This window comes from Mesorhizobium sp. B2-1-1 (genome assembly GCF_006442975.2).
In the GTDB taxonomy this organism is placed as follows: domain Bacteria; phylum Pseudomonadota; class Alphaproteobacteria; order Rhizobiales; family Rhizobiaceae; genus Mesorhizobium.
In genome coordinates, this window is record NZ_CP083954.1 from 1,694,763 (window position 1) to 1,707,258 (window position 12,496).

General features: G+C 63.3%; 13 protein-coding genes. 9 read left to right on the top strand and 4 right to left on the bottom strand.

Going from position 1 to position 12,496, the window contains the following annotated elements:
• Nucleotides 1-39 precede the first annotated feature (39 nt).
• Nucleotides 40-849 (top strand): AraC family transcriptional regulator, encoded by an 810-nt coding sequence (locus FJ972_RS08245; RefSeq protein ID WP_140522536.1) that lies wholly within the window; start codon nt 40-42, stop codon nt 847-849.
• 91 nt (nt 850-940) lie between these two features.
• Nucleotides 941-1,378 (top strand): VOC family protein, encoded by a 438-nt coding sequence (locus FJ972_RS08250; protein WP_140500250.1) that lies wholly within the window; start codon nt 941-943, stop codon nt 1,376-1,378.
• 136 nt (nt 1,379-1,514) lie between these two features.
• Here the strand turns inward: FJ972_RS08250 and FJ972_RS08255 are convergent, their stop codons facing one another.
• Both FJ972_RS08255 and FJ972_RS08260 read right to left on the bottom strand, forming a co-directional pair.
• Entirely contained in the window at nt 1,515-3,299 is a 1,785-nt protein-coding gene (locus tag FJ972_RS08255) for a cation:proton antiporter (protein ID WP_140522534.1), read from the bottom strand.
• A gap of 215 nt (nt 3,300-3,514) precedes the next feature.
• Complete coding sequence (locus tag FJ972_RS08260) at nt 3,515-3,964, bottom strand: host attachment protein (RefSeq protein ID WP_140513765.1); 450 nt, start codon at nt 3,962-3,964, stop codon at nt 3,515-3,517.
• Nucleotides 3,965-4,395: 431 nt separating this feature from the next.
• On the opposite strand from FJ972_RS08260, the gene cysG reads away from it, so the two are divergent.
• The 5 genes from cysG to FJ972_RS08285 all read left to right on the top strand — a co-directional run bounded on the left by cysG (nt 4,396) and on the right by FJ972_RS08285 (nt 9,284).
• Nucleotides 4,396-5,841, top strand: a complete 1,446-nt coding sequence (gene cysG / locus FJ972_RS08265; RefSeq protein ID WP_140522532.1) for a siroheme synthase CysG — start codon at nt 4,396-4,398, stop codon at nt 5,839-5,841.
• Nucleotides 5,838-6,131: a DUF2849 domain-containing protein gene (locus FJ972_RS08270; RefSeq protein ID WP_140500242.1), complete on the top strand. Its 294-nt coding sequence runs from the start codon at nt 5,838-5,840 to the stop codon at nt 6,129-6,131. Before cysG ends, FJ972_RS08270 begins: the two co-directional genes overlap by 4 nt.
• 48 nt (nt 6,132-6,179) lie before the next feature.
• Nucleotides 6,180-7,850, top strand: a complete 1,671-nt coding sequence (locus FJ972_RS08275) for a nitrite/sulfite reductase (protein ID WP_140522530.1) — start codon at nt 6,180-6,182, stop codon at nt 7,848-7,850.
• On the top strand, nt 7,825-8,589 hold the full coding sequence (locus tag FJ972_RS08280) for a phosphoadenylyl-sulfate reductase (protein WP_140500238.1): 765 nt from the start codon (nt 7,825-7,827) through the stop codon (nt 8,587-8,589). Before FJ972_RS08275 ends, FJ972_RS08280 begins: the two co-directional genes overlap by 26 nt.
• A 161-nt stretch (nt 8,590-8,750) precedes the next feature.
• Nucleotides 8,751-9,284 (top strand): DUF934 domain-containing protein, encoded by a 534-nt coding sequence (locus FJ972_RS08285; protein ID WP_140500236.1) that lies wholly within the window; start codon nt 8,751-8,753, stop codon nt 9,282-9,284.
• A gap of 107 nt (nt 9,285-9,391) precedes the next feature.
• Here FJ972_RS08285 and FJ972_RS08290 read toward each other — a convergent pair whose 3' ends face one another.
• Together FJ972_RS08290 and FJ972_RS08295 are read right to left on the bottom strand one after the other, a co-directional pair.
• Complete coding sequence (locus FJ972_RS08290) at nt 9,392-10,414, bottom strand: fatty acid desaturase (RefSeq protein ID WP_140500460.1); 1,023 nt, start codon at nt 10,412-10,414, stop codon at nt 9,392-9,394.
• A 164-nt stretch (nt 10,415-10,578) separates the two neighbouring features.
• Nucleotides 10,579-10,779 carry a hypothetical protein gene (locus FJ972_RS08295; RefSeq protein ID WP_140500234.1) on the bottom strand — a complete coding sequence of 67 codons (201 nt, stop codon included), beginning with the start codon at nt 10,777-10,779 and terminating at the stop codon, nt 10,579-10,581.
• 239 nt (nt 10,780-11,018) lie between these two features.
• On the opposite strand from FJ972_RS08295, the gene grpE reads away from it, so the two are divergent.
• Nucleotides 11,019-11,654, top strand: a complete 636-nt coding sequence (grpE, locus tag FJ972_RS08300) for a nucleotide exchange factor GrpE (RefSeq protein ID WP_140500232.1) — start codon at nt 11,019-11,021, stop codon at nt 11,652-11,654.
• 155 nt (nt 11,655-11,809) lie between these two features.
• A complete protein-coding gene (locus tag FJ972_RS08305; RefSeq protein ID WP_140500230.1) occupies nt 11,810-12,442 on the top strand; it encodes a trimeric intracellular cation channel family protein in 633 nt (210 codons plus the stop codon).
• The last annotated feature ends 54 nt before the right edge of the window (nt 12,443-12,496 follow it).

The window sequence follows — 12,496 nt, forward strand, 5'->3', positions numbered from 1 at the left end:
TTAGCTATCGTGGCGTTTAATCGCTAAAAGCCGTCAATCATGAGACAACCTCTTCGTTACCCATGGCTCGATTTCAATGTGGATGACGTCCTCGCACCGGCAATCGCCGTGCGCGTCGACGTTACCGAAACCAGGGCCGAAGTCCCCTCCCATCGGCATCGCAAAGGCCAACTCGTCTTCGCGCTCGGCGGTGGCGTCACATGCCGCGTCCCGAGCGGCCTGTGGATGGTGCCGCCGCATTGCGGGGTGTGGATTCCCGGCGACATGGAGCACAGCAATATCGCGACCGCCAACGCCCGGATCTTCTTCGTCTACATCGAGCCGGGAGCCGCCGAATTGCCGGACCGGTGCTGCACCCTTTCGGTCTCGCCGCTGCTGCGCGAACTGATCATCGAACTGTCCGATGGCGTGGGGGATGATGAGGCGAGGGATGCGCTTTTGATCATGACGCTGCTTGCCGAGCTGCCGCGCATGCCTGTCCAGCGGCTGCATCTGCCGATCTCATCCGAGCCGCGATTGAGGCGGATCGCCGAAGCGTTGGCGCAGGATCCCGCCGACCGCAGCACATTGTCGCAATGGGCCAGCCGGGTTGCGCTCAGCGAGAGCAGTCTCGCCCGTCTCGTCGTGAAGGAGACTGGCCTAAGCTTCGGACGCTGGCGCCAGCAGTTGCATCTGATCGTCGCAATTCGAGAACTGGCCTCCGGTGCGAGCGTGCAGCAGGTCTCCGGCGATCTCGGCTATGATTCCGTCACCGCCTTCATCACCATGTTCAAGAAGGCGCTTGGCAAGCCCCCGGCAAAATACCTCGGCAGCGTCGCGCAAAATGGCGGCTCTGCCTTCGTGGCGTGATCAACCTGGCTCCAGGCGGAGCACCTCGAGCATACATTGTTGGACCAGGCGACGCCTTGTAGATTCGAACGACACCTTGGAGATTGGAAACATGGCGCTCAAGCGAATGGACAACGTAGGAATCGTCGTCGAAGACCTCGGAGAGGCGGTTGATTTCTTTCGCGAACTCGGCCTCGAGCTCGAAGGACGGGCCACGATCGAAGGAGAATGGGCCGGACGTGTCACCGGACTGGGCGATCAGCATGTCGAGATTGCCATGATGCGCACACCGGACGGCCATAGCCGGCTCGAGCTCTCCCGGTTCCTCAGGCCGCCTGTCGTCGCAGATCACCGGAACGCCCCGGTCAACGCCCTAGGCTACCTCCGCGTCATGTTCACCGTGGATGACATCGACGAGACGCTTGAAAGGCTCCGCACGCGCGGCGCGCAGCTCGTAGGCGAAGTAGTCCAGTATAAAGACGTGTACCGGCTCTGCTACATCCGTGGGCCTGAGGGGTTGCTCATCGGACTCGCCCAAGAACTCGGTTGAGCGCGATACGAAGACAAATGGCAGGAGTGACCGATGTCAGCGGGGGCGTCCAAGGCCGCCCCACCTGTTCGAGGTCCAGCCCTCCACAATCGGCCGCGTTCTCGCTAAGCACGGATTAGGTCCGTGCAGGATCGGCTCAGGCGGCGGACGGTTCAGCCGCCCGCGGCTTGTGACCAAGCACCTCTTCCACGATACCGCGCGCGATCTCGCGTTCGCCCATGATCACCGTATCGGCGCCGAGCCCCTTGAGATGCTCGACCTCGGCATCGGAATGGGCGCGGGCGACGACGTTGATGGCGGGATTGCCGGCGCGCGCACGCAGCACGATCTGACCGGCCTCGAAGGCATTGGGGATGGCCAGGATCAGCCGTTTCGCGCCTTCGGGGTTGGCGGCTGCAAACACTTCGGCATTGGCGGCGTTGCCGGCCACGGTCTCGATGCCCTCGGCCCTGAGCTTCACCAGTGTCTTGTCGGCATCCTCGACCACCAGGAAGGGCAGGGCGGCTTCCTTCAACGCAGCGCCGACGAGACTGCCGACACGGCCGTAGCCGATCAGGATCGCGTGGCCGCTAAGGGCTGTTCTTGGCGGCGGCCCATCTTCCTGCTTCGCCGCCGAGGCGACGGAAGCCACCTGGCCGGGCTCCGTCGCCGGGCCGACCGGTTTGGGCTCCACAGGCGGCGCCGTCCTGGCGGCGCGGGCCTCGAGCCATGGCTTCATCCAGTCGATGACCAGAAACATCACCGGGTTGAGCACGATCGAAAGGATGGCGCCCGCCAGGATGAGATCGCGCCCCTGTTCGGGCAGCAGTTTCAGCCCGACGCCGAGTTCGGCCAGGATGAAGGAGAACTCGCCGATCTGGGCAAGGCTCGCCGAAATCATCAGCGCCGTCGCCAGGGGATAACCGAAGGCGACGACGATGAGGAAGGCCGCCAGCGACTTGCCGACGACGATGATGGCGAGCGTTGCCAGAATCGGCAAGCCGTTGCTGAACAGGCTGAACGGGTCGAACAGCATACCGACCGAGACGAAGAACAGCACCGAGAAGGCATCGCGCAGCGGCAGCGATTCCTCCGCGGCGCGGTGGCTGAGTTCGGACTCGCTCATGATCATGCCGGCGAAGAAAGCGCCCAGTGCCAGCGAGACGCCGAACAGCTTGGCCGCGCCGAAGGCGACGCCAAGCGCTATCGCCAGCACCGAAAGCCGAAACAGCTCGCGCGAGCCGGTATGGGCGACATAGTGCAGGATCCAGGGAATGACGCGGCGGCCTACCACCAGCATGACGATGACGAAGGCGGCGACCTTGGCCAGCGTGATGCCGACGACGCCCCAGATGCCGTAGCTCGCGGGCAGCGACAGCAGGCCGCTCGCATGGGCATCCGCCTGCTCCTGGCCGCCAAGCACGCCGGCAAGCGCCGGCAAAAGCACCAGGGCCAGCACCATGGCCAGGTCCTCGACGATCAGCCAGCCGACGGCAATGCGGCCGCGCTCGGTCTCGATCAGGCGGCGCTCCTGCAGGGCGCGCAGCAGCACCACGGTCGAGGCCACCGACAGCGCCAGGCCGAAGACCAGTCCTGCTCCAGCCGACCAGCCGAGCATCCAGGAAAGCCCCGCGCCGAGTGCCGTGGCAAAGCCGATCTGGACGATGGCGCCGGGCACGGCGATGGCGCGGACCGACAGGAGATCCTTCAGCGAAAAATGCAGGCCGACGCCGAACATCAACAGGATGACGCCGATTTCGGCGAGCTCATTGGCAAGGCCGGCGTCAGCGACGAAACCGGGCGTGTTCGGCCCAACCAGCACGCCGGCCACGAGATAGCCGACCAGCGGCGGAATGCGGAAGCGGTTGGCGAGAGCGCCGAAGACGAAAGCGAGCCCCAGACCGGCTACGATGGTGGCGATAAGGGGAGTGTCATGCGGCATTGTCTATGGAGCGCCTTTCAAGCCAGCGATGCAGGATATGCGCCGCCCGAAGCCGCCGCCTGTTTGCAATATGGTGGATTGGGTGTCGGCCACGCAACCCCGCTAAACCGGGAATTGCCGGTGAAGCGACAAATACCTCGCCGGTGGGCAAGCAAGCCGGAATTCGAGGTCAGCCGAAATCATGCGCCGCAACGGCGGCGCTCGATCGCCAACGATCAAGCTGCCCGCAACAGGGCCTCGATCTCGAATACCGCGTGGTTGGTCAGCGTCTTGGGAATTTCCGCGCTGACCTTGTCGCTGACTTCCTTGTGCAGGATCTTGCGCATCGCGCCGAGCACGAGCGGCGGCGCGATGAGGATGATTTCGTCAAAAGAGCCTCGATGAGCCAGCTTGTAGAGCCGTTCGGCGAGTTCGTCGGCAAAGCGCTCCTTGCCGATCCGATGCCAATCCGTCTCCTCAACCGCGCTGCGATGAACCGAGGGGCCGTCATTGTAGCGACCGGGACTGTCGCTGCCTTGCTCGCGCGTTGGCGGGTTGTCCTGCCTCATTTCCTGCACCACTTCGAGGTTCGGAAATTTGGTGTCACCTGCATTTCTGAGGAAGAGCGCTTTTTCTCCGTCGGCCACCATGATCCAGATGCCGTGCTTCAACTTGATCGCGCTCATGACGCCGGGCTCCTTCCTTCGCTGCCGCCACGCTTGGCTTCACGCCGCGGCCAGGTATGATTTTGAATTGCGCATGCGGAAGGAACGCGCCTCGATCCGGTAATGTTCCAGCCAAAAAGCCAGGTCATACGGGCGCTCCGTCGAGGTGGAGGCGCGCGCACGACCGCCAGGCAGCTTTAATCTACTAAATTAGTAGAATTTAGAAAAAACGGTTTTGTCATAAAGCGCGTTCGGCCCAAAAAGAGGAGAAATCAAGGCCCGCGACAGCGGCTTGATGCCGGTCTCCGCAACAAGGTGGAATATTTTTCTCTTGGCTGCGGCCCTTTAGAAAAAGCGATTGCATCCCGGAAGGTGATGCGCGAGTGGGTTTCTTCAGCTTTTTCGCGCCCACGCGTAGAAGTGAAGACCAGATCAGGATTCCGTTCGTATCCATGCCGCAGCCCGCCCCCAAGCTCAATGCCTTCCCCGTCTTCGTACGGGTCGAGGACGAAGCCGTAACGATCGTCGGCGGCGGCGACGAAGCGTTGGCCAAGGCACGATTGCTTGGGCAGTCCAGCGCTACGCTACGCATCGTCGCGGAGAGCGCCTCACCGGACATGCTCGGCTTCATCGCGCAGAGCGGCGCCACCCACATCGCGGCCTATGAGGCGAGCCGGCTGGAAGGCTCGGTGATGGTGTTCGCTGCCAGCGGCGATGAGGCGCTCGACCGGCGCGTTGTCCAGGATGCGCGCCGGCTCGGCATCCCCGTCAATGCGGTGGACCGGCCGGAGCTTTGCGATTTTTTCACCCCGGCGCTGGTCAATCGCGCACCGGTCGCGATCGCCATCGGCACGGAAGGCGCTGGGCCGGTGCTGGCGCAGATGCTGCGTGCCCGCATCGACCGCATGCTGTCGCCCTCGTTGGGCAGGTTGGCGGCTCTCGCCGCGTCCTTCCGGGCCGCCGCTGAAAGCCTGCCCAGGGGCAATTCGCGCCGCCGGTTCTGGAGCGAGTTCTTCGGCGGTGCGCCGGCGCGCGCCGTCGAAGCTGGCAAGCTTTCGCAGGCGCATGACGCAGCCGCCGATCTTCTGCGTTCGGCTGCATCCGCTTCAGGCCATATCGCCCTGGTTGGCGCGGGCCCCGGTGCCGAGGATCTTTTGACGCTGCGTGCGCATCGCCTGCTGATGGAGGCCGATGTCATCGTCCACGACGCGCTGGTGCCGGAGGCTGTCGTCGCCATGGGCCGACGCGACGCCGAGCGGCTGGCGGTCGGCAAACGCAAGGGCTGTCACACCAAGAGCCAGGCCGAGATCAATGCGCTGCTGGTCGAGCTTGGCCGCGAAGGCAAGCGTGTGGTGCGGCTGAAGTCGGGCGATCCCCTGGTGTTCGGCCGGGCCGGCGAGGAGATGGCGGCGCTGCGTGATGCCGGCATCGCCTATGAGGTGGTTCCGGGCGTTACCGCTGCTTTCGCTGCCGCCGCCGATTTCGAATTGCCGCTGACGCTGCGTGGGGTTTCCTCCTCGATGGTGTTCACCACCGGTCATGATCTCAAGGGCAATTCGCTGCCCGACTGGGCCAAGCTTGCCATTTCGGGTGCCACCGTTGCTGTCTATATGGGCCGCTCGGTGGCCGCGGAGGTTGCCGGCCGGCTGATCGAGGCCGGGCTTTCGCCCGATACGGCGGTAGCCGTGGTCGAGAATGCCAGCCTCGGCAATCGCCGCCGTTTCCACGGCACGCTTGCCGACCTGCCGTCGTTGGAAGCGCGCGCCGATCTCTCAGGTCCGGTCATGACCATCATCGGCGATGCGGTCGCCGGCGCCAATTTCGAACGGTCCGAACCGCTCGCCGCACACAGGCATGAAGGTGCGCCCATAGCTGCCACCGAGGGAGTTCAGCAATGAAGATACTGACCGCCAACCGGCTCGCCGACGGCATCGCCGTCTGGTACGCAGACGGCGGCTGGGCCGAGAGGGCGGACCATGCCGACCTCGCCCATGACAAGGCGGCCGAGGATCGCCTGGAAGCGATCGGTGCCAAGGCCCACGCCGACAACGAAGTCCTCGACGTCAACCTCATCGATGCCGAAATCGTGAACGGCGTTGTCGAGCCGGTGCGGTTGCGCGAGAAGATCCGCGCCGCGGGCCCGACCATTCGCAACGATCTTGGCAAGCAGGCCTCCCGGGCGGCGTAAGCCCAGACCAGAAGTGAACACGGGCGGACGCGCCCTGAAAGACGAAGCATGTACCGCTACGATGAGTTCGATCACGATTTTGTCCAGGCCCGCGTCGCCGAGTTCAGCGACCAGGTCCAGCGCCGGCTCGCCGGCGAGATCACCGAGGACCAGTTCCGGCCGCTCAGGCTGATGAACGGCGTCTACCTGCAATTGCACGCCTATATGCTGCGCATCGCGGTGCCCTATGGCACGCTGAACAGCAAGCAGTTGCGCATGCTCGGCCACATCGCGCGCAAATACGACAAGGGCTACGGCCATTTCACCACGCGCCAGAACATCCAGTTCCACTGGCCGGCGCTGTCCGACATTCCTGCGATCCTGGCCGATCTGGCAAGTGTCGAGATGCACGCCATCCAGACCAGCGGCAATTGTATCCGCAACGTCACCGCGGACCATTTCGCGGGTGCGGCGGCCGACGAGGTCGCCGATCCGCGTCCCTATGCGGAAATCCTGCGCCAGTGGTCATCTGTTCATCCGGAGTTTTCCTACCTGCCGCGCAAGTTCAAGATCGCGGTAACCGGCGCGGAGCGCGACCGCGCCGCCATCCAGACCCACGACATCGGCCTGCACCTGAAGAAGAACGCGGCCGGCGAGCTCGGCTTCGCCGTCTATGTCGGCGGCGGCCAGGGGCGCACGCCGATGGTCGCCAGGAAGATCCGCGATTTCCTGCCGGAAGCCGACCTTTTGTCCTACTGCACGGCGATCCTGCGCGTTTACAACCTGCATGGCCGCCGCGACAATAAGTTCAAGGCGCGCATCAAGATCCTGGTCCACGAGACCGGCGTCGAGGAGATCACGCGCCAGGTCGAGGCGGAATGGCTGCAATTGAAGGACGCCGAGTTGAAGCTGCCGGAAGCAGACATCCGCGCCATCGACGCCTATTTCGCGCCACCAGCGCTGACCGCGCGGCCGGACGGCGACGAGGCTGTAAAGCTGGCACGCCTCGATTCCAAGGGCTTCTCGGATTGGCTCGACCAGAACGTGGTGACGCATCGCCACCCCGACTATGCGGCGGTGACCATCTCGCTGAAGGGTATCGGCGAAGTGCCGGGCGATGCGACCGACAGCCAGATGGAAGCGATTGCCGATATCGCCGAGAAGTATGGATACGACGAGTTGCGCGTCAGCCACGAGCAGAACCTGATCCTGCCGCATGTGGCGCGCGCCGACCTGAAGGCGGTCTATGACGCGCTGGTCGATATCGGCCTGGCGACCGCCAATTCGAACCTGATATCGGACATCATCTCGTGCCCGGGCCTCGACTATTGCGCGCTGGCCACAGCGCGTTCGATCCCGATCGCGCAGGAGATCTCGCGTCGCTTCGCCTCGCTGGAGCGGCAGCGCGAGATCGGCGAGTTGAAGCTGAAGATCTCCGGCTGCATCAATGCCTGCGGCCATCACCATGTCGGACATATCGGCATTCTCGGAGTCGAAAAGAAAGGCACCGAGCTGTACCAGGTGACGCTTGGCGGTTCGGCCGACGAGAACACTTCGGTGGGCGAGATCATCGGCCGCGGCTTCTCGTCGGAAGAGATCACCGACGCCATCGAGCAGATCGTCGAGACCTATCTCGGCCTTCGGCTCAACTCACAAGAGAAATTCATCGACGCCTACCGCCGTGTCGGTCCCGCGCCGTTCAAGGAGGCGCTCTATGCTGGCGAAGCCAAGGCCGCTTGACCCTATCGTCGACGCCGATGACGGCATCGCCGCCAAAGCGGCGGGGTTTGACGCGCTTTACGGCCACCTGAATCCGCTCGACATCATCGAACGCGCGGCAGGCGACCTGTTTCACGATGAGATTGCCGCGGTGTCTTCCTTCGGTGCCGATTCGGCCGTGCTACTGCACATGATTTCCGAAGTCGATCGCTCGCTGCCGGTCATCTTTCTCGATACTGGCAAGCATTTCGAGGAGACGCTCGGCTATCGCGACGCCCTGGTCGCCGATTTCGGGTTGACCAACATCCAGGTGATCAAGCCCGACGAGGCAGCACTCGAGCGGATCGATCCGACCGGCAATCTGCACCAGACCAACACCGACGCCTGCTGCGACGTGCGCAAGGTCGAGCCGCTGGCACGGGGCGTGGCGCCTTTCCGCGCCTGGTTCACCGGCCGCAAACGCTTCCAGGCCTCGACGCGCGCAGCACTTCCGGTGTTCGAGGCGGTCGGCCCACGTATCCGCATCAATCCGCTGGCGCACTGGACGACGTCGGACCAGGCGGACTACATGCGCGCGCATGCACTGCGGGAAAATCCGCTGGTCGCCTATGGCTATCTGTCGATCGGCTGCTTCCCGTGCACCCAGCCGGTGCAGCCGGGCGAGGACGCGCGCAGCGGCCGCTGGGCCGGCCATGCCAAGACCGAGTGCGGCATTCACCTGTCGGGACTGGAGAAGTCGCTGACCGACGCATCGTTATAGGGTATGCTGATATTCAGGTGAGGCCGGCCTGCAAACGGCGGCTTCGGGGGCTCACGTACTACAAGTACGCTCCGCTCCGGCTCTCGGAAGCTACCGTTTTCGACTCGGGCCTGCTTGAATCTCCACACCCCCTTGAGCTCTTTGAATTTTAGGAAATTTCGATGACTGAACCGACGATACCGGAGACCCGCCTCTGGACCCCGACGGGTTTTCGGGAGGATGAGTGGGCTCATGCCGAAGGCGCGGAAGCGCTGTCCGGCAATGGCCGCTTCATCCTGCCGCTGCAGGCGTTTCTCGATCTCGATCCGGAGGTGCGCCGGTCGGCCAAGGAAAGGATCGGTGTCGTGCTGCAACCCGGCGATCAGCTCGAAAGGATTGCTGGCCTGCTCGACCAACTGTCGCTGGTGGCGCTGGCTTTTCCGTCGTTCAGCGATGGCCGCTCCTTCTCAAAGGGCGAATTGCTGCGCAGCCGACATCATTTCGAAGGTGCCGTGCGCGCCACCGGCCAGGTGCTGGTCGACCAACTGCCGCATATGCTGCGGCTCGGTTTCGATGAATTCGAAATCTCCAATCCCGTGCTCTTGAAGCGGCTGGACGAAGGCCGCACCGGCGGATTGGGACTCTACTACCAGCCTGCCGCCGTGCCGAAGCCCAAGGGACCAAAATACTCCTGGCGTCGGCTGCGTGCCGGCTGACGTCACGACACTTCCAGCGACAGGTTTGCGGCCGCCTGTCCTCTCCCGTCACGACGACAGGAGGTGCCGCCGGCGGATCGGGGACAGCAGAGCCAGGCAGAAGATGGCTACGCCGCCATCCGTGCCTGGCGAAACGACACCAGCTTGCCGCTGTTTTCATCCCACAGCGCCAGCTTGACGCAGCGCAGGCTCTCAAGAAGGGTGATGCGGCCTATGCCGCGCAGTTCCGGATAATCGCGCAGCACTTCCTGCAGGCGGTAGCCTGGCACCTTCGCGGAGAGGTGATGGACATGATGGACACCGATGTTGCCGGTGAACCAGTTCAGCACCGGCGGCAGGTCATAATAGGAGGATCCGTGCAAGGCGGCACGCTGGAACTCCCACTCATCGTCCTTCGCCCATTCGGTCTCCTCGAACTGGTGCTGGACATAGAACAGCCAGATGCCGGCGGATCCGGCAAGGATGACGATCGGCAGGTGGACGACCAGAAAAGCGCCAATACCGACGAACCATATCAGGATCGACGCTGCCAGAACGATGGCGAGGTTGGTGGCCATCGAGGATACCCAGGGCTTCAGGCCACCGCGCATCATCCCGACCGGCAGCCTTTGCTCGAAGATGAAGAGCCATATCGGCCCCAGTCCGAACATGACCAGGGGATGGCGATAGAGACGATAGGCGAGGCGACCTCTCCAGGACATCCGCCGGTACTCCGCGACCGTCAACGTCTTGATATCGCCAACGCCGCGCTCGTCGAGATTACCCGCGCTGGCATGATGGGTGGCATGAGCACTCCGCCAGCAATCATAAGGCGTCAGCGTAAGCACGCCCAGGACGCGGCCTATCCAGTCATCGGCGGTGCGGTTGGCGAAGAAAGATCCGTGCCCGCAATCGTGCTGGATCATGAAAATCCGCACCAGGAAGCCCGCCGCCGGCAAGATCAGCACCAGCCCCCACCAATGGCCATAGGCAAAGGCGATCGAGGACAGCGCCCAGAGTGCTGCGAAAGGGATCAGGGTGATCGCCAGTTCGACGGCGCTGCGCCGCCTGTCCGGCTTCTTGTAGCGCGCCAGGATCTTCAACCAGGCGCGCTTACTATTGGCGGCAGTCTCAGGGGAAATCATGTTCATCATGAAGCATAGGCGGAGGGCCCGGCTCCCGCAAGGCTAATCACGAGAAATTACCGCGCGTAATTGTCGCGATGGGGCGCGGGATCCTCGATCCAGGCCGCGACTTCAGGTTCTGTTCTAACCCTTGCAACTCTGCCAACCCGGATCGCATCCGGTCACATGCATCAATGGCGCGCGCCGCCAGCCATGCTGTTTTCCAGGCCGTCGAGACGTTCGAGCTGGTCCCGGAAGCGGTCGGGAATGTCTTTCTCGGCGCGAAAGGCCGGCAGCGCATGCAGAAAGCGTCTCACCGCCGCCGTGCCTAGTTGGCGCCGGATTTCGGCGGCGATCCGATCTTTCTTTTCGCCCTTGTCGCGGGGTGTCATTTCAAAAATCCTGTGTCGGTTCGAAAATCCTCCAGCCAGCAAATGGTTCCCCGATCGCGCCGCCGGGGCAAGCAAAGGTGGAAGCTATGGTAAAGTTTGAATTAAAATCGAAGCATCGCACTGATCGCCATTCGGTTTGAACGGCTGGGCGCGTGCCTTCGCTTACCCCTTGATTTTTGCCCACCAAACCTCGATATCGGGCTCAAAATCCACACTATTCGAGATGATGGGAAACGGCGATGAGCGACCAGGCAAAAGACGAACGCGCGCCCGACGAAATTGAGGCGACCGAAGCCAATGCCGAGCGCACGGAAGGTGGCGTCGATGGCGATTATGAAGCGGTTGTGCGGCTCCTGAAGGAGAATGAAGAGCTGAAGGACAGGGCGCTTCGCGTTGCGGCCGAGATGGAGAACCTGCGTCGCCGCACCGCGCGCGACGTGCATGACGCGCGTACCTATGCGGTCGCGAACTTCGCCCGCGACATGCTGTCGGTTTCGGACAATCTGCGCCGCGCGCTGGACGCTATTCCCGCCGAGGCCAAGGCGTCCGGCGATGCGGGTTTCAAGGCGCTGATCGACGGCGTCGATCTCACCGAGCGTGCCATGCTGTCCGCACTGGAGCGGCACGGCGTCAAGAAGCTCGCGCCGGAAGGCGAGAAGTTCGATCCCAATTTCCACCAGGCCATGTTCGAAGTGCCCAATCCCGATGTGCCGGCCAACACGGTGGTGCAGGTCGTGCAGCCGGGCTATTCGATCGGGGAGCGGGTGCTGCGCCCGGCCATGGTCGGCGTTGCCAAGGGCGGCCCGAAAATCGCCGCCGGCGAAGCGCCGGTCGAGCCGGGGCCCGTCAACGAGCAGGCGGAGAAGGACGCGTAGTTAGGGGAATAGGGAATAGGGAATAGGGCAAGGCAGTAAGGCAGTAAGGCAGTAAGGCAGTAAGGCAGTAAGGCAGTAAGGGGCGTATCAACAGTACGGCTTCGTGCTAAACATACTCCCCTACTCCCCTACTCCCTTACTTCCTGGTCCCGCCCTTGAACCCCATCGCGCTTCTCGATTATGCCGGCGTTGCGGTCTTCGCGGCGACAGGTGCGCTTGCCGCGTCGCGCAAGCAGCTCGACGTTATCGGCTTCCTTTTCCTGGCGTGCGTCACCGGCATCGGCGGCGGCACTCTTCGCGACGTCATCCTTAACCTGCCGGTTTTCTGGATCGCCAATTCCAGCTATGTGCTGATCTGCGCGGCGGTTGCGGTGCTGGTGTTTTTCAGCGCACACCGTGTCGAATCCCGCTGGAAGTGGCTGCTCTGGCTCGACGCCGTCGGGCTAGCCGCTTTTTCGGTGATGGGTGCGGCCAAAGGGTTGGCCATCACCGGTTCGCCGGTCGTTTCCGTCATCACCGGCGTGCTGACCGCCACATTCGGCGGCATCCTGCGCGACGTGCTGGCAGGGGAGCCTTCGGTGCTGCTGAGGCCGGAAATCTATGTCACGGCCGCCCTGGTTGGCGCGTCAATCTTCACATTGGGCGATGTCGCCGGACTGCCGCAGATCGTCTCAGGCTTGGCCGGTTTCGCCGCGGCATTCGCCGTGCGCGGCGGCGCGCTCAAATTCGGCTGGTCGTTTGCGTCTTACAAGAGCCGGCCCGGCAGGCGGCCGGAGGATATTTCGTGAGAGAAGGGATTAGGGGTTAGTGATTAGTGATTAGTGAGTAGTGAGTAGTGAGTA

Coding starts and splice junctions, on each gene's coding strand:
- FJ972_RS08245 (WP_140522536.1), top strand. CDS start 40: ATGAGACAACCTCTTCGTTACCCATGGCTCGATTTCAATGTGGATGAC.
- FJ972_RS08250 (WP_140500250.1), top strand. CDS start 941: ATGGCGCTCAAGCGAATGGACAACGTAGGAATCGTCGTCGAAGACCTC.
- FJ972_RS08255 (WP_140522534.1), bottom strand. CDS start 3,299: ATGCCGCATGACACTCCCCTTATCGCCACCATCGTAGCCGGTCTGGGG.
- FJ972_RS08260 (WP_140513765.1), bottom strand. CDS start 3,964: ATGAGCGCGATCAAGTTGAAGCACGGCATCTGGATCATGGTGGCCGAC.
- cysG (WP_140522532.1), top strand. CDS start 4,396: ATGCCGCAGCCCGCCCCCAAGCTCAATGCCTTCCCCGTCTTCGTACGG.
- FJ972_RS08270 (WP_140500242.1), top strand. CDS start 5,838: ATGAAGATACTGACCGCCAACCGGCTCGCCGACGGCATCGCCGTCTGG.
- FJ972_RS08275 (WP_140522530.1), top strand. CDS start 6,180: ATGTACCGCTACGATGAGTTCGATCACGATTTTGTCCAGGCCCGCGTC.
- FJ972_RS08280 (WP_140500238.1), top strand. CDS start 7,825: ATGCTGGCGAAGCCAAGGCCGCTTGACCCTATCGTCGACGCCGATGAC.
- FJ972_RS08285 (WP_140500236.1), top strand. CDS start 8,751: ATGACTGAACCGACGATACCGGAGACCCGCCTCTGGACCCCGACGGGT.
- FJ972_RS08290 (WP_140500460.1), bottom strand. CDS start 10,414: ATGAACATGATTTCCCCTGAGACTGCCGCCAATAGTAAGCGCGCCTGG.
- FJ972_RS08295 (WP_140500234.1), bottom strand. CDS start 10,779: ATGACACCCCGCGACAAGGGCGAAAAGAAAGATCGGATCGCCGCCGAA.
- grpE (WP_140500232.1), top strand. CDS start 11,019: ATGAGCGACCAGGCAAAAGACGAACGCGCGCCCGACGAAATTGAGGCG.